The organism is Streptomyces sp. NPDC006552 (genome assembly GCF_040611655.1).
Classification (GTDB): Bacteria; Actinomycetota; Actinomycetes; order Streptomycetales; family Streptomycetaceae; genus Streptomyces.
Genome location: NZ_JBEXOS010000009.1, coordinates 28,351 through 49,487, shown reverse-complemented (window position 1 = coordinate 49,487; position 21,137 = coordinate 28,351). Strand labels below are relative to the sequence as shown.

The 21,137-nt window shown below is 70.9% G+C and carries 22 protein-coding genes and 1 pseudogene; 13 read left to right on the top strand and 10 right to left on the bottom strand.

Translation table 11 applies throughout. The annotated features are described in order from the left end of the window. Nucleotides 1-49 precede the first annotated feature (49 nt). The 3 genes from ABZY33_RS08150 to ABZY33_RS08140 all read left to right on the top strand — a co-directional run bounded on the left by ABZY33_RS08150 (nucleotide 50) and on the right by ABZY33_RS08140 (nucleotide 2,530). Complete coding sequence (locus tag ABZY33_RS08150) at nucleotides 50-397, top strand: tetratricopeptide repeat protein (RefSeq protein ID WP_356490673.1); 348 nt, start codon at nucleotides 50-52, stop codon at nucleotides 395-397. 144 nt (nucleotides 398-541) lie between these two features. Beyond that, nucleotides 542-1,762, top strand: coding sequence for a methyltransferase (locus ABZY33_RS08145; RefSeq protein WP_356490672.1), 1,221 nt, complete (start codon nucleotides 542-544; stop codon nucleotides 1,760-1,762). Between the two features lie 90 nt (nucleotides 1,763-1,852). Next, nucleotides 1,853-2,530, top strand: a complete 678-nt coding sequence (locus ABZY33_RS08140) for an AIM24 family protein (protein ID WP_356490671.1) — start codon at nucleotides 1,853-1,855, stop codon at nucleotides 2,528-2,530. Between the two features lie 410 nt (nucleotides 2,531-2,940). Here ABZY33_RS08140 and ABZY33_RS08135 read toward each other — a convergent pair whose 3' ends face one another. Then, entirely contained in the window at nucleotides 2,941-3,660 is a 720-nt protein-coding gene (locus ABZY33_RS08135; protein ID WP_356490670.1) for a GAF and ANTAR domain-containing protein, read from the bottom strand. A gap of 252 nt (nucleotides 3,661-3,912) precedes the next feature. Here ABZY33_RS08135 and ABZY33_RS08130 point away from each other — a divergent pair, with 252 nt between their 5' ends. From ABZY33_RS08130 to ABZY33_RS08120, 3 genes are read left to right on the top strand one after another with little or no spacing between them, the layout of a single operon-like run. Further along, nucleotides 3,913-4,668 carry a GAF and ANTAR domain-containing protein gene (locus ABZY33_RS08130; protein ID WP_356490669.1) on the top strand — a complete coding sequence of 252 codons (756 nt, stop codon included), beginning with the start codon at nucleotides 3,913-3,915 and terminating at the stop codon, nucleotides 4,666-4,668. Next, on the top strand, nucleotides 4,665-5,393 hold the full coding sequence (locus ABZY33_RS08125) for a GAF and ANTAR domain-containing protein (protein ID WP_356490668.1): 729 nt from the start codon (nucleotides 4,665-4,667) through the stop codon (nucleotides 5,391-5,393). Before ABZY33_RS08130 ends, ABZY33_RS08125 begins: the two co-directional genes overlap by 4 nt. 48 nt (nucleotides 5,394-5,441) lie before the next feature. Beyond that, entirely contained in the window at nucleotides 5,442-6,125 is a 684-nt protein-coding gene (locus tag ABZY33_RS08120) for a GAF domain-containing protein (protein WP_356490667.1), read from the top strand. A gap of 395 nt (nucleotides 6,126-6,520) precedes the next feature. On the opposite strand, the gene ABZY33_RS08115 is transcribed toward ABZY33_RS08120, so the two are convergent. From ABZY33_RS08115 to ABZY33_RS08105, 3 genes are all read right to left on the bottom strand, one after another. Beyond that, nucleotides 6,521-6,829 carry an STAS domain-containing protein gene (locus tag ABZY33_RS08115; protein WP_356490666.1) on the bottom strand — a complete coding sequence of 103 codons (309 nt, stop codon included), beginning with the start codon at nucleotides 6,827-6,829 and terminating at the stop codon, nucleotides 6,521-6,523. A 312-nt stretch (nucleotides 6,830-7,141) separates the two neighbouring features. After that, nucleotides 7,142-7,675, bottom strand: coding sequence for a GNAT family N-acetyltransferase (locus ABZY33_RS08110; protein WP_356490665.1), 534 nt, complete (start codon nucleotides 7,673-7,675; stop codon nucleotides 7,142-7,144). Nucleotides 7,676-7,884: 209 nt separating this feature from the next. Continuing rightward, nucleotides 7,885-8,415, bottom strand: a complete 531-nt coding sequence (locus tag ABZY33_RS08105; protein ID WP_356490664.1) for a DUF5994 family protein — start codon at nucleotides 8,413-8,415, stop codon at nucleotides 7,885-7,887. A gap of 251 nt (nucleotides 8,416-8,666) precedes the next feature. Between ABZY33_RS08105 and ABZY33_RS08100 the strand changes: the two genes are divergently transcribed. Further along, nucleotides 8,667-9,197 carry a LysR family transcriptional regulator substrate-binding protein gene (locus ABZY33_RS08100; protein ID WP_356490663.1) on the top strand — a complete coding sequence of 177 codons (531 nt, stop codon included), beginning with the start codon at nucleotides 8,667-8,669 and terminating at the stop codon, nucleotides 9,195-9,197. A 94-nt stretch (nucleotides 9,198-9,291) separates the two neighbouring features. Here the strand turns inward: ABZY33_RS08100 and ABZY33_RS08095 are convergent, their stop codons facing one another. The 3 genes from ABZY33_RS08095 to ABZY33_RS08085 form a co-directional block, all read right to left on the bottom strand. Beyond that, the gene (locus ABZY33_RS08095) at nucleotides 9,292-10,050 is read right to left on the bottom strand and encodes a MerR family transcriptional regulator (RefSeq protein ID WP_356490662.1); all 759 of its coding nucleotides are present in this window, start codon (nucleotides 10,048-10,050) and stop codon (nucleotides 9,292-9,294) included. A 392-nt stretch (nucleotides 10,051-10,442) separates the two neighbouring features. After that, nucleotides 10,443-11,333, bottom strand: a complete 891-nt coding sequence (locus ABZY33_RS08090; RefSeq protein ID WP_356490661.1) for an NmrA/HSCARG family protein — start codon at nucleotides 11,331-11,333, stop codon at nucleotides 10,443-10,445. Nucleotides 11,334-11,416: 83 nt separating this feature from the next. Then, nucleotides 11,417-11,857: a MarR family transcriptional regulator gene (locus ABZY33_RS08085; RefSeq protein WP_356490660.1), complete on the bottom strand. Its 441-nt coding sequence runs from the start codon at nucleotides 11,855-11,857 to the stop codon at nucleotides 11,417-11,419. Nucleotides 11,858-12,115: 258 nt separating this feature from the next. On the opposite strand from ABZY33_RS08085, the gene ABZY33_RS08080 reads away from it, so the two are divergent. From ABZY33_RS08080 to ABZY33_RS08060, 5 genes are all read left to right on the top strand, one after another. Then, on the top strand, nucleotides 12,116-12,478 hold the full coding sequence (locus ABZY33_RS08080; protein WP_356490659.1) for a helix-turn-helix domain-containing protein: 363 nt from the start codon (nucleotides 12,116-12,118) through the stop codon (nucleotides 12,476-12,478). Between the two features lie 91 nt (nucleotides 12,479-12,569). Next, nucleotides 12,570-12,902 carry a helix-turn-helix domain-containing protein gene (locus ABZY33_RS08075; RefSeq protein ID WP_356490658.1) on the top strand — a complete coding sequence of 111 codons (333 nt, stop codon included), beginning with the start codon at nucleotides 12,570-12,572 and terminating at the stop codon, nucleotides 12,900-12,902. Between the two features lie 226 nt (nucleotides 12,903-13,128). After that, on the top strand, nucleotides 13,129-15,390 hold the full coding sequence (locus ABZY33_RS08070) for an MMPL family transporter (protein ID WP_356490657.1): 2,262 nt from the start codon (nucleotides 13,129-13,131) through the stop codon (nucleotides 15,388-15,390). A 7-nt stretch (nucleotides 15,391-15,397) separates the two neighbouring features. Then, on the top strand, nucleotides 15,398-16,729 hold the full coding sequence (locus ABZY33_RS08065) for a histidine kinase (RefSeq protein WP_356490656.1): 1,332 nt from the start codon (nucleotides 15,398-15,400) through the stop codon (nucleotides 16,727-16,729). Next, nucleotides 16,726-17,418 carry a response regulator transcription factor gene (locus tag ABZY33_RS08060; RefSeq protein ID WP_356490655.1) on the top strand — a complete coding sequence of 231 codons (693 nt, stop codon included), beginning with the start codon at nucleotides 16,726-16,728 and terminating at the stop codon, nucleotides 17,416-17,418. The genes ABZY33_RS08065 and ABZY33_RS08060 overlap by 4 nt, the downstream gene beginning before the upstream one ends. A 137-nt stretch (nucleotides 17,419-17,555) precedes the next feature. On the opposite strand, the pseudogene ABZY33_RS08055 reads toward ABZY33_RS08060, so the two are convergent. Then, nucleotides 17,556-17,711, bottom strand: a pseudogene (locus ABZY33_RS08055) (FAD-dependent oxidoreductase); the annotation flags it as partial. Nucleotides 17,712-18,047: 336 nt separating this feature from the next. Further along, a complete protein-coding gene (locus tag ABZY33_RS08050; protein ID WP_356490654.1) occupies nucleotides 18,048-19,478 on the bottom strand; it encodes an NAD(P)/FAD-dependent oxidoreductase in 1,431 nt (476 codons plus the stop codon). Nucleotides 19,479-19,622: 144 nt separating this feature from the next. Here ABZY33_RS08050 and trxA point away from each other — a divergent pair, with 144 nt between their 5' ends. Then, nucleotides 19,623-20,018, top strand: a complete 396-nt coding sequence (trxA, locus tag ABZY33_RS08045) for a thioredoxin (RefSeq protein WP_356490653.1) — start codon at nucleotides 19,623-19,625, stop codon at nucleotides 20,016-20,018. A 66-nt stretch (nucleotides 20,019-20,084) separates the two neighbouring features. On the opposite strand, the gene ABZY33_RS08040 is transcribed toward trxA, so the two are convergent. Then, on the bottom strand, nucleotides 20,085-21,134 hold the full coding sequence (locus tag ABZY33_RS08040) for a LacI family DNA-binding transcriptional regulator (protein ID WP_356490652.1): 1,050 nt from the start codon (nucleotides 21,132-21,134) through the stop codon (nucleotides 20,085-20,087). Nucleotides 21,135-21,137 lie beyond the last annotated feature (3 nt).

The following is a 21,137-nucleotide window of genomic DNA, read 5'->3' as shown; positions in this document are numbered from 1 at the left end:
GGAATATGCCGGGTGCCCGGTTCCGTTGACGGCCGCGAAGGAGGCAACCGTGGAGCAGAAGTACTACACGCACGGCACGGCCGCGGAGCGCTGGGAGCGGGCGCGGCAGTTCTTCGACGCCAAGGAGTTCACGACCGCGGCCGGCATCCTGGGCGGCCTCGTCGAGGAGGTCCCGGAGCAGGTCGGACCGCGTCTGCTGCTCGCCCGTTCTTACTACCACTCGGCACAACTGCGGCGCGCCGAGGCCCAGTTGCGCATCATCGTCGACCGCGACCCGGTCGAGGGGTACGCGCGGCTGATGCTCGGGCGGACGCTGGAGCGCCAGGGCCGCGACGCCGAGGCGACACCGCACCTGCGGATGGCCGCGGCGCTGGCGGGGGAGTTCCCGGAGGGCTGAGCCGGGGGTGTCCGGGCAGCCCGGAGAGGTGCGCCGCCGGGCCCGCCCGGCGCCCGGGAGGCGGCAGGGCGGCGCATGGGTGCGGCCGGGCACGATGCCCGGCCGCACCACTCTGAGCTGGGGCTCCGCTAGCCTGGTCGGACGATGAACCGCACCGATCAGCCCGACCCGGCCGCCCACCGCCTGACCACCCCCTGGGGCGCCGTCGACCTCACCCGTTTCCCGGCGGACCCCCGCGACCAGCTCCGCGCCTGGGACGCCGCGGACGCCTATCTGCTGCGGCACCTGGCCGAGACCGGCACCGACCTGTCCGGCGCCGTCGTCGTGGTCGGCGACCGCTGGGGCGCCCTGGGCACCGCGCTGACCGGGGTCGACGGCTGCGCGCCCACGCTGATCTCGGACTCCTGGCTCGGGCAGCGGGCGACCGGCGAGAACCTCGCGCGCACGGGCGCCCCCGGCTCGGCCGCCACCCTCCTCACCACGCGGGACACCCCGCCGGACCGCATCGACGTCCTGCTGGTCCGCGTGCCGAAGAGCCTCGCGCTCCTGGAGGACCAGTTGCACCGGCTGCGGCCCGCCCTGCACGAGGGGACCGTGGTCGTCGGTACCGGCATGGTCAAGGAGATCCACACCTCGACCCTGAACCTCTTCGAGCGCCTCATCGGCCCCACCCGCACCTCGCTGGCCGAGAAGAAGGCGCGGCTCGTCCTCAGCACCCCGGACCTGTCGCTGTCGCCCGGCCGCAACCCCTGGCCGGTGCGGTACGCGCTCCCCGACGGCATCGGCCCGATGTCGGGACGCACGGTCGTCAACCACGCCGGGGTGTTCTGCGCCGAGCGGCTGGACATCGGTACGCGGTTCCTCCTGGGGCACCTGCCGCGGCACACCGGTGCCGCCCGCATCGCCGACCTGGGCTGCGGCAACGGAGTCGTGGGCACGAGCGCCGCGCTCGCCGACCCCGAGGCGGAGATCCTCTTCACCGACGAGTCGTACCAGGCGGTGGCCTCGGCCGAGGCGACGTACGCGCAGAACCGCGGCGACCGGCCGGGCAAGGCCGTCTTCCAGGTCGGCGACGGCCTCGCGGACGTGCCCGCCGCCACCGTCGACCTGGTCCTCAACAACCCGCCCTTCCACTCGCACCAGGCGACCACGGACGCGACGGCGTGGCGCATGTTCACGCAGGCCCACGCGGCGCTGCGGCCGGGCGGCGAACTGTGGGTCGTCGGCAACCGGCACCTCGGCTACCACCTGAAGCTGCGCCGCCTCTTCGGCAACAGCGAACTCGTCGCCAGTGACCCGAAGTTCGTGATCCTGAAGGCGGTACGGCAGGACGGCACACGACGGAGCGGCCCCCGACGCCGGTGACACCCGCGTCGGTGACACTGGTGTCGGTGAAAGCCGACCAAAGCCGTCCAAGGCTTGTCGGAACGGATCCCTCCGGGCGACGATGCCCCCATGAAGGGTGATCTTTTCGCGCAGGAGTACATGGTGCAGGCCGCGGTCGCACCGGGGATGTCCGTCCAGAACGCCAAGTCGATCCGGTATGTGGTCGACGGCGAGATGCTGGCACGGCAGGGGGCGATGATCGCCTATCGGGGGAATCTGCAGTTCGAGAAGAAGGGCCAGGGCGTCGGCGGCATGCTGAAGCGGGCCGTCACCGGTGAGGGTCTGGCCCTGATGAAGGTGCAGGGCAAGGGGGAAGCCTGGTTCGCGCAGGAGGCGCAGAACGTCTTCGTGGTCGACATCGAGCCCGGCGACGTGTTCACGGTCAACGGCCGCAACGTCCTGTGCTTCGACGCCACGCTGTCCTACGACATCAAGACGGTGAAGGGTGCCGGGATGACCGGCGGCGGCCTGTTCAACAGTGTCTTCACCGGCCACGGCAGGCTCGGCCTGGTCTGCGAGGGCAACCCGCTCGTGCTGCCGGTCTCCCCGCAGCAGCCGGTGTACGTGGACACCGACGCGGTGGTCGGCTGGAGCGCCGGCCTGCGCACGTCGCTGCACCGCTCGCAGTCCATCGGCTCGATGATCCGCGGCGGTTCCGGTGAGGCGGTGCAGCTGATGCTGGAGGGCGAGGGCTTCGTGGTCGTCCGCCCGAGCGAGTCGACGCCCCAGAAGCCGCAGCAGCACTAGGAGTTGGCCGCCCTCGACCGAAAGCCGGCAGCGGTGACCGGGGCATCGGACAAGGAACGCCGCCGACGGGATCCGGCGCGCCGGGGGTGGGCGAGAACCACGGCTACCGGCACCCGCCCCGGCGTTCGGCGAGCGGAAGCCGGCGGGCGGCGCGCTCTGGTGTCGGTGATCTCCTGCGACACCGGCCGCCGGGATCGCCGTCCCGATCTGCCGGCCGGAGTGGATCGAGCTGATCGCCGGCGGACGGACCCGCGCGCCGGGTTCGCGCGGGCGCTGCGTGCCCGGCCCCGGCCGGCGACGAGCTTCAGGTCCCCTCCTCCAATGACCAAGCCCTGGCCGGTGTACAGCAGCACGCGAGTCTGTGGCGCACCGCGCCCGACGGCAGCGGCCGGCCAGTTCCCGGCCCGTACTCATGGGGGTGGTTCGGGCAGGTGCAGTCCGTTGTGGACGACAGCGTGGGCGAGGTCGGACAGGTCGCTGTTGTGGGTGTGGGCGTGGGCGCGCAGCAGCGCCAGCGCCTGGCTCGGGGTGAGGTTGTGGCGCTGACTGAGCATGCCGGTGGCCTGGTGGACGACAGCGTCGGTAGGCAGAAGCCAGGCGTCGGCGGCATCGTCCTGAGCGGGGGCGGGGACGGAGAGGAACAGAAGTTCGGCGGCTTTGGCGTGTGTGCGGGTGGTGTCCAGGTCCTGATCCGGGAGGGGGCCGGGCTGGTCGCGGTAGAGCGAAAGGACGAGTCCGGGCTGGGGGATGTCATGGCGTGGCCCGGCGACGGGGAACGCGAAAGCGGCGCGGATGCCGTGCGCACGGGCTTCTTTGGCGTATACGGGCCAGCCGTTGGTCATGGCCGCGTCGTCGAGGTCGGTGACCAGCACCGGTTCTACGCGGTGGAGCGCTTCGACGCAGGGGCCTTCGCCCAGGTTGATCTGCAGGGCCTCGCCTCGGGCGGCGAGCGGTCCGTCGGCGGCCAGCGAGACACGCTGCGCCAGCGCGGCATCCACGGCCAGCGTCAGACCCACCGAGCAGTCCAGCGTCAACGCAACACGGCATGCCCGGACGAGGCTGCCTGAGGGGTCGGGGCAGTCCAAGTGCAGAGCGGCGAGCTCGACAACCTCCGCTCGCGGGGCTGTCACGTGGGGCAGACGGAGGGCGCGAGACAGAACGCGCCGGGGAGCATGCACATGGCTGTGATCCGATCTTGGCACTCACCGCCGATGCTGCCCATGATCGGAAGCCAATGTCAGGGGTTGCCGTACGAGACGTGACCGTCTGTGCGCGTGCGGGCAGCCTGCGCTTCCACCGTACCTCCAGGTGCCCTGCGGCCGGGGGCTTGTGCGCCGTAGGCTTGGAGGACCGCGCCCACCTGGGTTCGGCCGGGCGGGGAGGTGAAGGGCGTGGCTCCGACAAGCGATCTTGCCGCTGTACTGGGGAGCCTGCGCCCGGCGCCCGGCAGTGGGGGGCTGGTCGGTGCCGACGCGGGTCAGTGTGCTCGTGCGCTCGGTGTCGACGGTGTGGCGGTCTCCGTGACCATCGGCAATGTGTTCAACGAGTTGTTGTGGGCCACCCCGGGCGCCAGTACGCAGCTGGAGGATGTGCAGTTCACGCTGGGGCTGGGGCCGGGTCCCGAGGCGGCCGCCTCGGGCGAGGCCGTCACGGTGCCCGATCTGGCGCGCGAACCCGGTGATCGGTGGCCGGTCCTGCTGTCCGAGGCTCTCGCGCTGGGCATCGGCGCGGTGTTCACTGTTCCGTTGCGGGCGGGCAGCGTCTGCCTGGGCACCATGACACTGCAGCGGGCCCGGACCGGACCGCTGGAGGAGTCCTCGCTCGCCGACGCGTGGCTCGTCGCGCGGGCCCTGACCGCCGTGCTGATGCAGGACAGTGGAGGGTGGGAGGCCTTCGCCGCCGCGGACGACGACTCGTACTTCTACCGCGCCGCCGTGCATCAGGCCGCCGGGATGATCAGTGTGCAGGCGGACGTGACCTTGGCAGAGGCACTGATCAGGCTGCGCGCGCATGCGTTTCGCCACGACCGGCCGGTGATCGAGGTCGCCGAGGACGTGGTGGCCCGGCGGGTGCATTTTCGCCAGGATGATGGAGACGAGCCGGGCGGCTGGGCCGGCGGAGGGACTGAATGGCCATGACTCGAGAAGAACGCCTGCTGGCGGCCGTCATCGATGCGGTCGACACGCTCGTCGACGACTTCGACCTGATCGACTTCCTGCACACGCTGTGCGATCGCTGCACCGAGCTGCTCGATGTGTCGGCGGTCGGTGTCATGCTCGAAGACCCGGGAGGCAGTCTGCAGCTGATCGCCGCCTCCGACGAACACACCCGACTGCTGGAACTGTTCGCCATCCAGCACGACGAGGGACCCTGCGTCGCATGTCACCGCAGTGGGACGGTGCGGCTGAACATCGACCTCACCTCACCGGTCCAGACCGGCCCCTTCCCGGTCTTCGCTGCTCGGGCGCGCCAGGCCGGCTTCACTGTGACGCACGCGCTGCCGATGCGTCTGCGCGAGGAGGTCATCGGCGCGCTGAACCTTTTCGACGCCCGCCCGCAGGATCTGTCCGCCGCCGATGCGCGGGTGGCGCAGGCACTGGCGGATGTGGCGACGATCGCCATCCTGCAGCACCGCACCGTCGCCCACGCAAACCAGCAGCGCGCCCAGATGCACGCGGCTCTGACCAGCCGCATCGTCATCGAGCAGGCCAAGGGCATCCTCGCCGAACGCTGGAACACCGACGTCGACGTGGCCTTCGACGCCGTACGGCGGCACGCCCGCGCTCATCGGCTCGGCCTGACCCGGCTGTGCCGCGAACTCGTCGACGGCGATCTGGACACCAACGCCATACGACGCCCCTGACCGGCCGATCCCCGCGCTTCGCCCCGCATCGCCTCGTAGGGACACCTGATGGACGACGACCACGCCGCTGCCTGGCGCCGGATCGGCGCCGCCGACGGCGGTATCACCCTCGCGGTGGCCTCCGCGGCCTGCGCACAGGACGTGGCAGCCGACTGCCTCGGCGTGGCTCTGGTCGCCACCGGAGAACTGCGCCTGCTGGGTTACGCCAGCGACGAGCGAGCCCGGCGTCTGGAGGACGCCCAGCTCACCACCGGGGAAGGGCCCTGCACCGACGCCTTCGTACAGCGCGCCCTCATCGAAGTAGCGGACCTGCATCGGGCCTACGACCGCTGGCCCGCCTTCTCCCAGGCCGCCGCGGACCAACAGGTGCGCTCCGCGACCGCCCTGCCCCTGACCGTCGGCGACCTGCGCATCGGCGCCCTGGACATCTACCGCACCGCGCCCGGTCTCCTCACCGAACGCCAGAGATCCGTCGCGCACGCCTACGCCCGCATTCTGGCCCTGCTCGCCCTCGACGAGCACCCCCATCCGCTCACCGCCCGGCACCGCCCCACCCGGCCCGGGCCGCAGGGCTACCCGCCCAGCGTCCACCTGGCCGCGGGCATCCTCGCCGAGAAATACCACTTACCCCCGGACGACGCACTGGCCCGCATGCGCGCCCGCGCCTTCCGTCGCGCCCAACCGCTTCGGCAGATCGCCGAATACGTCCTGACCCACCGCATCCTCGACTGAAGTCCGCAGCGTCGTAGCAGCGGGCTTCACCGGGCCACTTCGGGAAGGGCTGTGGTTCCTGGCGCGCACCGGCCTCGGCCCGCCGTGCCGAGCCACGGCCGGCAGCGGGTTCTCGCTTTGCGCGGCCCGCAGCCCTGCCTGCTCAAGCGCTGAGGGCTCTGCGGTGGCAGATATCGCGTGTGCCTCGCGAGTGTTTTCCCTGGGAGCGCGACGGAGCGGCCATGAACCCGGTCTGTGGTCTCATCCCCCGTGGGACCACAGACCGGGTTGCCTCGACCGCGAGGTACCGGGTGCGGGAAGCCCGGCAGGCAGGAGGCGCACGGTCGACCAGGGTCTGGGGCCGCTTGCCCAGCGTAATCGGCCTTCAACGACGGGACGAGGCCGGATCCAGCCGGTTAGGCCGGTGCCTCCGGAGGCACCGGCACGGGGAGATCACCCAAAATGTCGAACTTCAAGTTCAATTGCGGATGGTTGAGCAACCGCAGGAGTGTGGCTCCCGTGCAGATCAGGCGTAGGCGTCCGCCGCGCCTGACGGTGCGGGAGCGAGCGCGTACGAGAAGTCGTACTCCGCTGCCGTCCATGAACTCGACCGCGCGCAGGTCGATCAGGAGATCCGCGTCACCGGTGTAGGTGATGCGGTCCAGACGGTCGCTGATGTCGGGGGCCGTCAGGATATCGATCTCGCCGCTCAGAAGGACCAGCATGCAGTCTCCGTGCGGCAGGACCTCCCTGACGCACGATGCGGCGGGGGGCGGGGTCACGGCGACTCTTCTCTCCGAGGTGCGGGCGTCCATGCGGACCGAATGCCAACGGGAGCCGGGTCGACACTTCAGGGTAGGTGGGCGAAACACCCTGATGATTCGTTGCAACCAAAGAGGTGCGGGGACGTCGTCTCGTCTGCTATGTGGCTGGATTCGCGCCGTGGAGGCCATCGGTGGGAAGGAAGACGTCGAGGGGCCGGTGACAGATCCGACGGAGCTGAGGTTCGGTCACCGGATCAGCAGCGTCCATGCCGCTCACCGCTGAGGGCCGCGCACCCATACCGCTGGGCTCAGGGGTTCCGCGCCGGGAAGCTCTTTCCAGTCCCATGCCCGGAGCACCTCCCTGATCCCTGCCGACGGGCTGTTCTCCTCGACGACGGTCATCACCAGGTCCTCGTCATGCCGCGAGAGCAGCAGGTCGCCGAGGCGGGTGGCGACGCCCTGACGGCGAAATGCGGGCAGCACCAGCAGTTCGGTGAGCACGAAGACCTGACCGGGTGCGGGGAATTCCTTGACCCGCATCGTCAGCTCGGCTGGAACGTCCGTCCGGCCGACCTCGTTACGCTCCAGGCGGTGCCCGTACGCACAGCCGATGAGTTCGCCCGCGTCGGCGACGACCATGTCGAAACCGTCGTGCCGCACTTCCTGTTCGAAGCTTCGCAGAAACTCCGTCCGGCCCTCGTCGCGGTGCTCGGTGCTGCGGTACGCCGCGGCATGCACCAAGGCGATGACCTCCCGCTGCTGTTCGGCCTGCCAGCGGGTGAGTCGGCGCAGATACGTCTGGGGCATCCGGGCTCCCTCCGCGGTGCTTGTGAGGTCTTCTGGCTCAGTGAGCCTGCTTGTGCGTGGAGCGGTTACGGCGGCTGCGCTACCTTAGCCGCCCGCGACCCCCGTCGCGATGGTCGTGCTGCTCGGCCGGAGTGACGGACGGGGGCGCCGTGGCGAACGGCGGAGTACCGCCGCCCGGCTCAGCGGGGTACCGGCGATCTGTGAAGGGGTCACCGACCCGCGCTCAGAGCGGCGGGGCGGGCGGGCGTCGCGCGGCTCTCGTGCTCCCAGGACTTGGCCGCGCTCTGCGACCGGTCTCCGGCGGTGTCGTCATGATGGCGAGTGGTTTCGGTGGCGATGAGAGCGCTGGCGGTCCGATAAGGCCCGTCCGGGGTGCAGGCAGCGGCCATGAGCCGTCCGGCAGTCGCCTCGCCCGAACCGGGAGAGATCACCAGGAGGTCGTAACGCCTGGTTCCCTGGGAGAGCAGCAAGAGGTTGTACGGGTCGAGTCCAGGAGTGAGCCAGCCGATCTTCAATGCGCGGTCCCGGGCGCGCACCTCGCTCGGGAGGAGGGGCCAGAGCAACGGATTGACGGCGACGCGGGTGATGCGGCCCCACAGCGGGTCGAGAACGCCGACCAAGGTGGGGAGTTCGGTGACCAGGTCCCGCGAGCGCGGCCACCAGGCGCCGTCGATCGGGCCGCGGCCCGTGGACGGCTGCAGTGCGATCCGTACCGCGGGTTCCGGTGAGGGTGAGGTCATCACCGCCATGGTGCAGGCCCGTCCTCGGAGTGACGTGACCGTCGTCCCCGACGCCGTTGCTCACCAAGGACGAGACCCGCGTGGATGCCGGCATACGAAGTGCCCTCGGCTTTTCCACGGTACTCCTGCAAGCGTGTTCGGTGAGGGACCGTACGGATTCTGATGACCCGTCAATCGACCGGTCGGACCCGGCAGTCCCTCGGCCGGGCGGCCACCTGCGCCAGGCTCTGGGGCGGGACGACGAGACTTCCGTGGAAGCCGCGGCGGCCGCCACCCGATCTCACGGCGTCAGCGATGCCCTCATCGCATACAAACCCCTGCCCTTCCCCACGGACGGCTTCCGGGTGACCACGCTTCATCGGGAACCGCAGGTGCTCGGCACATCGTCAAGTCATCATCTGGCGAACGAGAAAGCCGTCAGCCTGCGGGCTCTGTCGGGCGAGAACCTGGTGGCCTGCGTCAGCACTCCGGTTGTCTGGAGCACGCCCAAGCCGGTCGACGACCGCCCGGCACCACCACCCGCGATCGACGACAGCTATGAGGACAAGCTGGAACTCATCGCCACCGGCCACTGTGTCGCGATCTTCCCCGCCTCCGATCGACGCGCTGCTGTGCGCGAGGACATCGCCCTGGTGCCCGTCATCGACATCGATCCCTGCGAGCCCGTGCTCGTCACGCGTGCCGGCGACCCGAACCCGCTGCTCGGAACCTTTGAAGACGTCGCACGTACATTGCTCGGCACAGCTTCCCGGCAGAAGAACAGCACGCTGCCGATCAGCTGACCGCTCGCGGCGACGTCTCCAAATGATCTTGCGTGGTGGATCATGGTCAGGTGATACGTCGCCATGAACGGGGTCCGGGACAGCCCGGAAGCAGTCAGCTGAGCCGGGTCGTGGCATACACCTCGATGGCGTCGCGCTGGTACGCGGCCAGGCCCGGTGCGATCGCCTCGTACGCGGCGCGCCAGGCGCTGTTGTCCACGCAGGAGCGTCCGACGGCGCGGTACTCCTCGGCGGAGACAGGCCGCAGTCCGGTCATGGCCTGGTACTGGGCGTCGATCTGGGCCTGCACGGGCGCGGCGTCGGCCGGGTGGCCGGCGGCCATCAGATCGGCCAGCAGGATCATCTGTGTCGTGCGCTCGCGCTGTCCGGCCTCGATGTCCTGCGGGGTCATCGCGGCGACCGTGCGGCCGACTTCCTCGGCGTGCTCGGGGAAGTCGCGCAGGCTCTCCTGGTACTGGGCGGGCTGGATGCCCTCGAACAGGTTCTCCGGTCGGTTGATGGTCATAGGGTTACCGTCCTTTCTGGAGCGTTCCAGTTCGGCGATGGTGCGGGAGACGGCGTCGGCCAGGGCGTCGAGCCGGTCCCGCTCGGCGAGCAGCCGCCGGTGGTGGCCGCGTAGGGCGCCCACCTCGTCGACCTGCTCGGCGAGGATCCGGCCGATCTCGGGAAGCCCTACGCCCAGTGCCCGCAGTACGAGAATCTGCTGCAGCCGCAGCAGCTGACGCTCCTCGTAGTAGCGGTGGCCGCCTGCCCCGATCCGGGCAGGCGGCAGCAGGCCGACCTCGTCGTAGTGCCGCAAGGTCCGGGCGGTCACGCCCGACATCCGAGCGACCTCCGCGATAGGCCAGTCCATCGCCCTCTCCCTCACGATCGCGTCACCGGGCCGGTTTCTCCGGCCCTGTCAAGGACGGTAGAAGCTGCCGCAGCGGCAACCGCAAGCCCGCACTCTCACGATCGACGGCCCACCCAGCACACCAGCAACTTTCGCGACACGCGATCCTGGTGTACCTCGGGTACGCATTTTTCTTCCTGCTTCTCCGCGGCTGGAACGCCGCACCGCTCCCGACCGGTGATCGACGGCACTCTCATCCCCCGCGTTGCATCGCACCGGAAGGGCCACCTGACCGGAAGCACTCCGGTGCCCGGGAGCTTCGGGACTACTTCAACCGTTGGAGGATGCGTTGCCGTACCCAGAGCGCCGAGACCGTGGGCACCGATCGCGGAGCGCCCATCGCTGCCGGAGGCTCAGGAGCCAGCCACATTTGCGGGCGCGGTCCAGCCGGTAGCTCGGATCCACTCGACCAGGTCCAGGGTGGCCGGATTGATCGAGCGCACCGCCGCGAGGTCCGCAGGGTGTTCCGTCGGCTTCGCGAACTCGCGGAACATCGCCTTGTCGAGGTCGGTGGGAAGCACGCTCAACGGGAGGATCTCGTACCGTGCCGGGAGCCCGGCGTGCGCGCCGAACGCCGCGGCGATCTGGGGGCCTGTCAGCTCGTCGCCGACGAGCTCGACGGCTCCGCCGGGCGCCTCCGCCACGTCGAGCAGGAGTGCGGCGGCGACCCGGCCGATGTCCCTGACCGAGATCATCTTCAGGGCGACGTCCTTGGGCAGCGGCAGCCTCAGCACGATCTCCCCATGTTCCAGGCTCGGTGCCATCACGCCCGCGAAGTTCTCCATGAAGGCGGTCGCGCGAACCATCGTGGCCCTCAGGCCGGACTTCCTCAGATGCTCCTCGATCCAGTGCTTCGAGTCGTGGTGCGGCACACCCGACTCCCGGTCCGCTCCGAAGACCGAGTTGAACACGACGTGCGGGACGCCCGCCTCGGCCGCCGCGTCGACGAGTGCGGTACCGACGCGGATCTCCGCCTCGACCTCTTCGAGGCTGTTCGCCTCCGGGGTCATGAAGCAGAACCCCTCGACCCCCGCCAGCGCGGCGGTCAGCGACACCGGGTCGTCGGCCCGGATGGCCGCCAGCTCGACACCGCGGGCGGCCAGCGCCTGAGCCCGGTCGGACTGCGGGTTGCGGACCAGAGCCCGCACCCGCGCCTTGTGGTCCAGCAGCGCGTCGACCACCGCCCCGCCCTGTTGCCCCGTCGCGCCGAAGACTGCGATCGTGCCGGTCGTCTGTGTGCGCATCGCTGCCACCCTTCACTAGTTCACGGCGTGAACGAAATTAGTTCACGGCATGAACTTCGTCAAGGTGCGGGTGGGGCGGGACCTCACGGTGTGGGGGGTTGGTTCGAGGCGGGCGAAGAGAGGTCCGAGGTGTCCACGATGGCGGTGGCCACGCGTTCGAAGTCGCGCTGGTCGTCGGCGTCGAGGTTTCTCGCGATCTCGGGCAGGCGCTTGGCGACCTCGGCGTAAAGGGCCTCGGCGAGCACCTTCCCTGTGGGCGTCGCACTGAGCATGACGACCCGTCGGTCCTGCGCCGAGCTTGCCCGGCCGACCAACTCGCGCCGCGCGGTGCGGTCGACCAGCTGGCTCAGTGCGTTCTTGGTCATACCCAACGACGCGGCGAGGTCAGCCATCTGCCGCGGCTCGTTCCTGACTGCGCAGAGCAGCGTGGCCTGCGAGGGGGTCAGGTCGAACTCTGCGGAGATCTGCGCGTACTTGCGTTGAATCAGAACCGAGAGCCAGAAGAGCTTGTCGCCATAGTCCACGCAGGCCTCCCCGGTCCGATCACGAACGATCAGCTTACTCGTCGCGGGCCGGCAGACCCACGCCACGCACCAGGGGATGCACACCTCTGCGAGACCGGCCTGACGCTCCTGCCCCAACCGCTTCGATCGACTTCGCCCCGGCTCCAGTTCCACACCCAGGTGACTCTCCGGCTCCAGCTCACCGCCCGGCCACGCCGCATCGAACAAGACGACGCCCCCCCGTGCGGTGGTGTGCTGCGGAGTCGGAAGAGGAACTCCTTGTCGGCCACCGCCGGCACCGCGTTCAACGGCCCGCCGCCGGCATTGGCCCAAGCAGCCCGGGAATTGGCTGACCGGCGGCTCACCGACCCCGGCCTCTCCCCCGCGGCTCTCGCGCGAAGACTGAACATCTCCGCCCGCACTCTCCAACGAGCTTTCGCCCGTGAAGGCCAGTCGCTGAGCGCCTACATCCGAGAGCGCCGCCTCGCGGAGGCGCGCCGCGCGCTCCTCGCACCTCACCGGCGTATGACCATCACGGAAATCGCCGCCCGCTGGCAGTTCGCCGACAGCGGTCACTTCGCCCGCGCCTTCCGCAGACGTTACGACCAGAGCCCGACCGAATGCGCTGCCACCGCCGCTTGAGGGACAGACACCGTATGAGTGGCGGGCCCGCCGGGGAGTTCGAACGGACAGGTGTCGACAGCGCACGGTCCAGTTCGGGGACCGCCCGGCAATGGCGTGTTCAGACGGTTGGCCAGCAGGCAGGAGGCGTCGCGATCTGCTCGATCTGCTCGCCGAAAGCCGAGGCCTGGTCCTGCCGTGGCCCCTGCAAGGACGTCTGGCGATCACCTCAGCACATCTCCTCACCCAGACTCGTAGGCTCGAACGCAACGGAATGGTCGAGTGCCGCGTGCTCCCGACGTCGCCGGTCGGCGTCGAATACTCGCTGACCGCCCTGGGCGAATCCCTGCGCAAGCCCATCGCCCACCTCTATGACTGGACCGTCGCGCATGCCCCCGCGATCCAGGCGCGCCATCGCGACTACGACCGGAGAGCTCCGCACTGACCGACCACCAGGGGGCCCGGTCCTGCACCCGGCACACCGCCGGCGCCCCGAGCCGGCACGTAGTGCGTACGCACCAGGTCACGGGCACGGCTGGTCCGGGTGCACCAGGGGACGACGGTGGCCGGGGACGATGCCCGGCGGAGCGCCGCAGACGAGGGTGGGAGGCGCGTGAATCCCACGCGATTCCCTTGCATGGCTCGCCTAGCGGTGTCTGGAGTGATCAACGGTGACGACAGTTCTTTACCGGATCGGACGGTGGGCCTTCCGGCGCCGCCGGCTCGTGGGCGGCCTCTGGCTCGGTGCCCTGGTGGTGGCCGTGGCCGCCGCGGCCCTGGCGCCGACCAGTGAGGACGAGGACCTCGCCATGCCCGGCACCGAGTCGCAGAAAGCGTTCGACCTGCTGGACGAGCGCTTCCCCCAGAGCAACTCCCAGGGCGCCGAGGCCCGCTTGGTGTTCCAGGCCCCGGACGGACAGAAGGTAACGGCCAGGCAGAACAAGGTAGCCGTCAAGGACACGCTCGGCTCACTGGACGGGGGCGACCAGGTGGCGTCGACCACCGACCCCTACGAGACCGGCGCGGTCAGTAAGGACGGCACCATCGCCTACTCCACGATCACCTACACCGCGGACGCCGTCGACCTGTCCGAGTCGACGAAGAGCACCCTTCAGGACGCCGCGAGCCGGGCCCGGGACGCGGGGCTCACCGTGGAGATCGGCGGCTCGGCTCTGGACGCGGAAGAGGAACTGGGGGGTACGACAGAGATGATCGGCGTCGCGGTCGCGGCCGTGGTGCTGATCCTCGCCCTCGGCTCGCTGGTCGCGGCCGGACTGTCGCTGCTGACTGCCTTCGTGGGCGTGGCCATCGCCTTCGGCCTGGTCTCCGCGCTGGCCGTGCCGCTGGGCCTGACGTCCACCGTCGCCATCCTGGCGCTGATGCTGGGCCTCGCCGTCGGCATCGACTACGCGCTCTTCATCACCTCCCGCTACCGCGACGAGCGCGCCAGGGGCAGCGAACCGGAGGAGGCCGCGGGCCGGGCGGTGGGCACGGCCGGATCCGCCGTCGTCTTCGCGGGCGCGACCGTCCTGATCGCCCTGGCGGGGCTCGGGGTCGTCGGAATCCCCGAACTGACCAGGATGGGTCTGGGCGGCGCCGGCGCCGTGGCCCTTGCCGTACTCGTCGCGCTGACCCTGGTCCCCGCGCTGTTCGGCTTCTTCGGCCGGCGGGTACTGTCCCGCGCCGTCCGCAAGTCCACCCGGCCGGGACGCGATCACCCGCACCCGGTGCCCCACTCTGCCGACCGGCGGCCCGGGCTGGGTACCCGCTGGGCACGGTTCGTACTGCGGCGGCCGGTGGCCGTGCTACTGACCGCCGGGCTCGGTCTCGGTACCGTGGCCCTGCCGGCACTGGGTCTCGAACTCGGCCTGCCCGGCGACGAGTCCAAGTCGGTGGAGACCACCCAGCGCCGCGCCTACGACCTGCTGTCGGAAGGCTTCGGTCCCGGCTTCAACGGCCCGCTGACCGTCGTCGTGGACATGTCGGCACCGGCATCCCCCGGCTCCGGGGACGCCCGGGCCGTCACGGACCAGGTCGCCAGGGCCGTACGGGCGGTGGACGGGGTCGCGTCGGTCGGTGATCCGGTTCTCAGCCGGGCCGAGGACACGGCCGTCCTCACCGCCGTGCCGCGGACCGCGCCGAACAGCGGCGAGACCAAGGACCTGGTGCACGCGCTGCGCGGCGCGGTCCGGGGCGTCGAGTCCGACACGGGCGCCGGTGTCCTGGTGACCGGGACCACCGCGCTGAACATCGACATCTCCGAAGCCATGTCCGACGCACTCCTCCCGTATCTGAGCGTGGTCATCGGCCTGGCGGTGCTTCTGCTGATGGTGGTCTTCCGCTCGGTGCTGGTCCCGGTGAAAGCCGCGCTCGGTTTCCTGCTGTCCGTGGGCGCCGCCTTCGGCGTCCTCGTCGCCGTCTTCCAGTGGGGCTGGGCGGCGGACCTCATCGGCATCGAGCAGACCGGACCCGTCATGTCGCTGATGCCGATTCTCATCATCGGCATCGTGTTCGGTCTCGCCATGGATTACGAGGTCTTCCTCCTCACCCGGATGCGGGAGGCCTACGCCCATGGCGCCTCCCCCGGCGAGGCGATCGTCAGCGGTTTCCGGCACAGCGGACGTGTGGTGGCCGCGGCGGCGATCATCATGATCAGTGTGTTCGCCGGGTTCATCGGGATGAGCAGCCCGACCATCCAGACGATGGGTGTCGGTCTGGCCGCCGCCGTCGCCTTCGACGCCTTCGTCGTCCGGATGGCGATCGCTCCCGCGGTCCTGGCGCTGCTCGGCCACCGGGCCTGGTGGCTGCCCCGTATCCTGAGCCGCGTGTTGCCGAAGGTGGATATCGAGGGTGAGGCACTGAGCAAGCACGTCCCGGCCCCCGCGGCCGAGTTGGACGCGGCAGGGCGGCGGCTGCCCGTCGGCGGGGGCTGAGCCGCCCATGGCGAACACGGGTGACGGTGGCCGGCCACCACACGGCACGTGGTGGCGGGAGGCGGCGATCACGGCGACGGCGTTCGCGCTCTGCCTGCTCGCCGGTGTGGTGCAGGACGACGGCAGCACGCTGTCACCGCCGTCCGCCGCCGCCTATGTCATCGCCGTGGTGTCCTGCGCGGTGCTGCCGGCGCGGCACCGGGCGCCCCTGGCCGCCATGGCGGTCACGACCGCGAGCGGCGTACTGGCTCCGTTCCTTGGCCTCCTGCTGAGCCCGCTCATCGTGGCCCCCGCCGTGATCACCGCCTACTCCTACTCGCTCGCCGCGCGCACTGAACGGCGCGCGGCGAGCGCCGTGGCGCTCGTCTCCGTGGCACTGCTGGTCGCCTCGACCCCCTTGCTCGGTGCCCTCTCGTGGAAGGACGCGAGCAGGGTAGGAGCGGTGGCGGCGTTCCCGCTGGTGGCCGGCGTACTGGGGCACTCGGTGCAGAACCGGCGCGCCTACCTGGCGGCCGTCGAGGAGCGGGCCCTGCGGGCCGAGAAGAGCCGGGACAGCGAGGCGCGCCGCAGAGTGGCCGAGGAACGGGTACGCATCGCCCGGGAACTGCACGACCTCGTGGCCCATCAGATCACCCTGGCCAACGCGCAGGCCACGGTCGCGGCCCACCTCTTCGACACCCGCCCGGAGCAGACCCGCAAGAGCCTGCACGAACTCGTCGAGACCACCCGCGACGCGCTCGACGACCTGCGGGCCACGGTAGGTCTGCTGCGCCAGTCCGGGGACGCGGCCGAGCCCGCCGAACCGGCGCCCGGCCTTTCGCGGCTCCCCACGCTGCTCTCGTCGTTCCGCGGTGTTGGTCTGGAGGTGTCGATGGACCAAAAGGGCACGGTCAGGGCGCTGCCGCCGGGGGTTGACCTCACCGCGTACCGCATCGTCCAGGAGGCCCTGACCAACGTGGCCAAGCATGCCGGTACGGGCAACGCCCGGGTGCGCCTCGCCTGGAGCCGCGACCGCGTGACCATCACCATCGCCGACGACGGAGCCGGCGCCCGGACGACATCGACCGCCCCCGCGGGATCGGCTACGTCCACGGCGGGGGGCCGGGCGCCCGGTTTCGGTCTGATCGGGATGCGGGAACGGGCCACCGCGGTCGGGGGGCACCTCTCCGCGGGCAGGCGCCCCGAGGGCGGCTTCCTCGTCTCCACCCAACTGCCCCTGCCACCCGTCAAGGACCTGACGCGGGGGGCTGACGGAGCAACAACCACCGAGGGACGGATGACCGGCGAAGCGACAGGTGACGAACGGACGGGCGACCGGGAGAGCGGGGGTACACCGTGACGCTGCGGGTGCTGCTCGCCGACGATCAGGCCCTGCTGCGCGGTGCCTTCCGGCTGCTTCTCGACAGTTCCGACGACATCACCGTGGTCGGCGAGGCCGCCGACGGCAGGGAGGCGGTGAGGCTCACCCGGGAACTGCGCCCGGACGTGGTGATCATGGACATCCGTATGCCCGAAGTGGACGGTCTCACCGCCACGACACAAATCTGCGCGGACCCGGAACTGCGTGCCAGTCGCATTCTGATCCTCACGACGTACGAGACCGACGAGTACGTCGCGCAGGCGCTGCGCGCGGGGGCCGGCGGCTTCATCGGCAAGGGCATCGGCGCCGAGGATCTCCTGGACGCCGTGCGTACGATCGCCGACGGCGAGACCCTTCTGTCCCCCGCCGCGACCCGCTCCTTGGTCGCCAGTTTCCTGGCCACACCGGACGACGCCCCGCCGCGCCATCCCGAACGGCTCGCCGTGCTCACCCCGCGCGAACGCGAGATGGTGGCTCTGGTCGCGACCGGCCTGTCCAACCAGGAGATCGCCGAGCAGATGTTCCTGAGCCCCTTCACCGTCCGCGCCCACGTACAGCGCGCCATGACGAAGCTCCAGGCCCGCGACCGGGCGCAACTCGTCGTCATCGCCTACCAGACGGGCCTGGCCCGCGCCACCGATGACGGTGGCACCGACCGCCTGTCGTAGTAGCCCGTCACGGAGCGGCTGAGGCTGAACGGTCCGGTGATGGCCGTCTTGATGACGAAGTCCTCGTCAGTCTGGACCCGTTGCTCGTTGTCGGCGCCGACAGCGTAGAGGGCCGCGGCTGTCCCCGGGGCGTTTCACATCATGAGCTCGCGGGAGAGCCCGAAGGTGTTCGGCATGGTGAATATGGCGAAGCAGTAGCCGAGGTAGCGGTGGAACTGTGCTTCGGGGCCGAAGAGTGCGCCCCGGGTATGTGAGTGCAAACCGTCGGCGCCGGTCACCAGGTCGAACGCGCGCTGCCCACGCCTCCATCGTGAGCCGGTTCTCGTCGTTCGGATCGTCCAGGCCCCACGGACCGTCGTGCCCTTACGTGGGCAGGAGCTTGCCGGAGTCCCTCATCATGTAGCCGGTGTTGACGCTCGGGGCGCGTCATGGGGTCCGTCGCACCGGACACCTCCCAGTCGGCCGCCAGGCGATGACATGGCCACCGGCCGACGCGGCAGTGTCCAGCACCTCGTGGCGTGGCGCTGCCGCTCGGGCGGCGGCGTAGCTGCTGACACCTGGGAGAGGCGACGGACCCCGACGAGGCACCGATCACATCCCTCACCGGGACGTTCGATCACGCCCCGTACTCAACCGCGGTACGTCTCCAGCAGCCGCAGCCACACCTCGCTGATCGTCGGGTACGACGGCACCGCGTGCCACAGCCGGTCGATCGGCACCTCGGCGGCGACGGCGATCGTCGCGGCGTGGATGAGTTCGCCGACGCCGGGGCCGACGAACGTGACGCCGAGGAGGACCTCGCGGTCGAGGTCGACGATCATGCGGGCGCGGCCGGTGTACCCGTCGGCGTAGAGCCCGGCTCCGGCCACGTTCGCCATGTCGTAGTCGACGGCGCGCACGCGGTGGCCCGCCGCCTCGGCCTCGGCCAGGGTCAGGCCCGCGCTCGCCGCCTCCGGGTCCGTGAAGACGACCTGGGGGACGGCGGCGGTGTCGGCGGTGGCGACGTGGGCGCCCCAGCGGTCCGTCTCCAGCAGGGGGACGCCGGCGGCCCGCGCCGCGATCACGTCGCCCGCGATCCGGGCCTGGTACTTGCCCTGGTGGGTGAGGAGGGCGCGGTGGTTGGCGTCGCCGACGGCGTAGAGCCAGTCGTGGCCCTCGACGCGCAGGGTGTCGTCGACGCTCAGCCAGGAGCCGGGTTCCAGGCCCACGGTCTCCAGGCCGATGTCCTCGGTGCGCGGGGCGCGGCCGGTCGCGAAGAGGATCTCGTCGGCCTCCAGGGTCAAGCCGTCGCCGAGGGTGACGGTGACGGTGGCGCCCTGCCGCTCGACGGCCCGCACGGAGGTGCCGGTGCGCACGTCGGCGCCCGCTTCCCGCAGCGCGTCCGCGACCAGCTCGCCGGCGAAGGGCTCCATCCGCTCCAGCAGTCCGCCGCCGCGTACCAGCATCGTGACCTGGGAGCCGAGCGCCTGCCAGGCCGTGGCCATCTCGGTGGCGACGACTCCGCCGCCGACCACGACGAGGCGGCCGGGCACCCGGTCGGCGCTGGTGGCCTCCCGGCTGGTCCAGGGTCGCGCGTCAGCGAGGCCCGGCAGGTCGGGCAGGGCGGCGCGGGTGCCGGTGCAGACGGCGACGGCGTGCCGCGCGGTCAGGGTGGTGAGGGTGCCGTCGTCGGCGGTGACCGTGACCCGGCGGGGTCCGGCGAGGCGGCCGTGGCCGCGGTAGAGGGTGACACCGATGGACTCCAGCCAGCCGACCTGGCCGTCGTCCTTCCAGTTCGAGGTGAAGTAGTCGCGGTGGGAGAGCACGGCGGCGGCGTCGAGGGGGCCCTGCACGGACTGGGCGAGGCCTGGCACGCGGCGGGCGTCGGCGCGGGCGATCACCGGGCGCAGCAGGGCTTTGCTGGGCATGCACGCCCAGTAGGAGCACTCGCCGCCCACCAGTTCGCTCTCCACGACGGCGGCGCTCAGCCCGCCCGCCCGTGCGCGGTCGGCGACGTTCTCGCCGACCGGTCCCGCGCCCACCACAACAACGTCGTACGTGTACTCCATGGGTTCCGTCATAGGCACCAGTGTCGTCGTAGGTGTGCCGGGGAGCCACACGGGTACGTGCGCGGAATACGGCCGCGGTGCGGACCGTTGTGCCCAGCGGCTTTGCCCTTCACGGCTTCGCCCCGAAACCCAGGAAGCAGGAAGAGGGAAATCACCATGAGCAGCACCACTGTGGAGCTGACCAAGGAGAACTTCGATCAGATGGTCACGGAGAACGAATTCGTGCTGATCGACTTCTGGGCGTCCTGGTGCGGTCCCTGCAAGCAGTTCGCCCCGGTCTACGAGAAGTCCGCCGAGGCCAACCCGGACCTGGTCTTCGGCAAGGTCGACACGGAGGCGCAGCCGGAGCTGGCCGCCGCGTTCGGCATCCAGTCGATCCCGACGCTGATGATCGTCCGTGACCAGGTGGCGGTCTTCGCGCAGCCGGGCGCGCTGCCCCAGGAGGCGCTGGACGACGTGATCGGGCAGGCCCGCAAGCTCGACATGGACGAGGTCCGCAAGTCGGTCGCCGAGCAGCAGGCGCAGGCGGAGCAGCAGCCCGAAGAGGGCTGAGGGCCGGCAGCTGCGCAAAGGGGCGGCCGCCCTCGGCGGTCGCCCCTTTCCGTGTTCACCGGCGGATCAGGTCGAGGCGCGGGGCACCACGCTCGCGCCCAGCACGTCCCGGATCTCGGGCGGCGCCGCGGGGTCGCGCACCAGGCGGTCGACGAGCGCGGCCAGCTCCTCGCCGGACGGCAGGTCGATCCGGACCGTGCTGAGCCGGGGGCGCAGCAGCCGGCCGAGCATCAGGTCGTCGGCGCCGATGACGGCGATGTCGCCGGGGACGGTGACGCCCGCGTCCTGCGCGGCGCGCATCAGCAGCATCGCGTACTCGTCGTTGTACGCGAACACCGCTTCGAGGCTCTGCTCGCGCAGCTCCCCGGCGACGCGGGCCGCGTCGTCCTCGGTGTACGCCAGCGGCAGCCGTACCACCTCGGCGCCGGTCTCCTGGACCCCGGCGAGGCGCGGCAGCGCGAACGTGCCGAGGCCCTCCTCGCGCGGCATGACGACGCCGATCCTGCGGTGTCCCCGGGCGAGGAGGTGGCGGCCCGCGGCGCGGCCGACCTCGCGGTGGTCCATGATCAGCGCGTGCGCGCCCTCGACGGGGTGGGGACCGAGGGTGAGGACGGCGCGGGCGCCGGAGCGTTTGAGGACGGCGACGCCGTCGGGGCCCATGCCTGCGGGGGCGAGGACGGCTACCGGGCGCAGCTCGGCCCAGGCGCGGGCCGCCTCGTCGCCGCCGAGGCCGACGCTGCCGTACTGCACCACGGTGTAGTCGAGGCGGCTGAGCGCCCATTGCAGGGCGTTGAGGAAGCCGCTGTAGAGCGGGCCGACGGGGACGTCGGGGGTCGGCATCAGCACGATCCGGGTGTGGCCGGCGCGCAGGCTGCGGGCCGCGGCGTGCGGGACGTAGCCGAGGTCCTTGGCGGCCTGGAGGACGCGGCGGCGGGTGGGCTCGCTGATCCGGACGGCGCTGGTGTTGTTCAGGACATAGCTGACCGTGGCCCGCGAGACCCCGGCCAGGCGGGCGACGTCGGCGCTGGTCGGTACGGCGCCGCGGGCGGGGGTGGCGGGCGCGGGGCCGGAGGGCGGGGGCGGCTCGGCGGGCTGCTGCTCGGGTATCTGCACCATGAC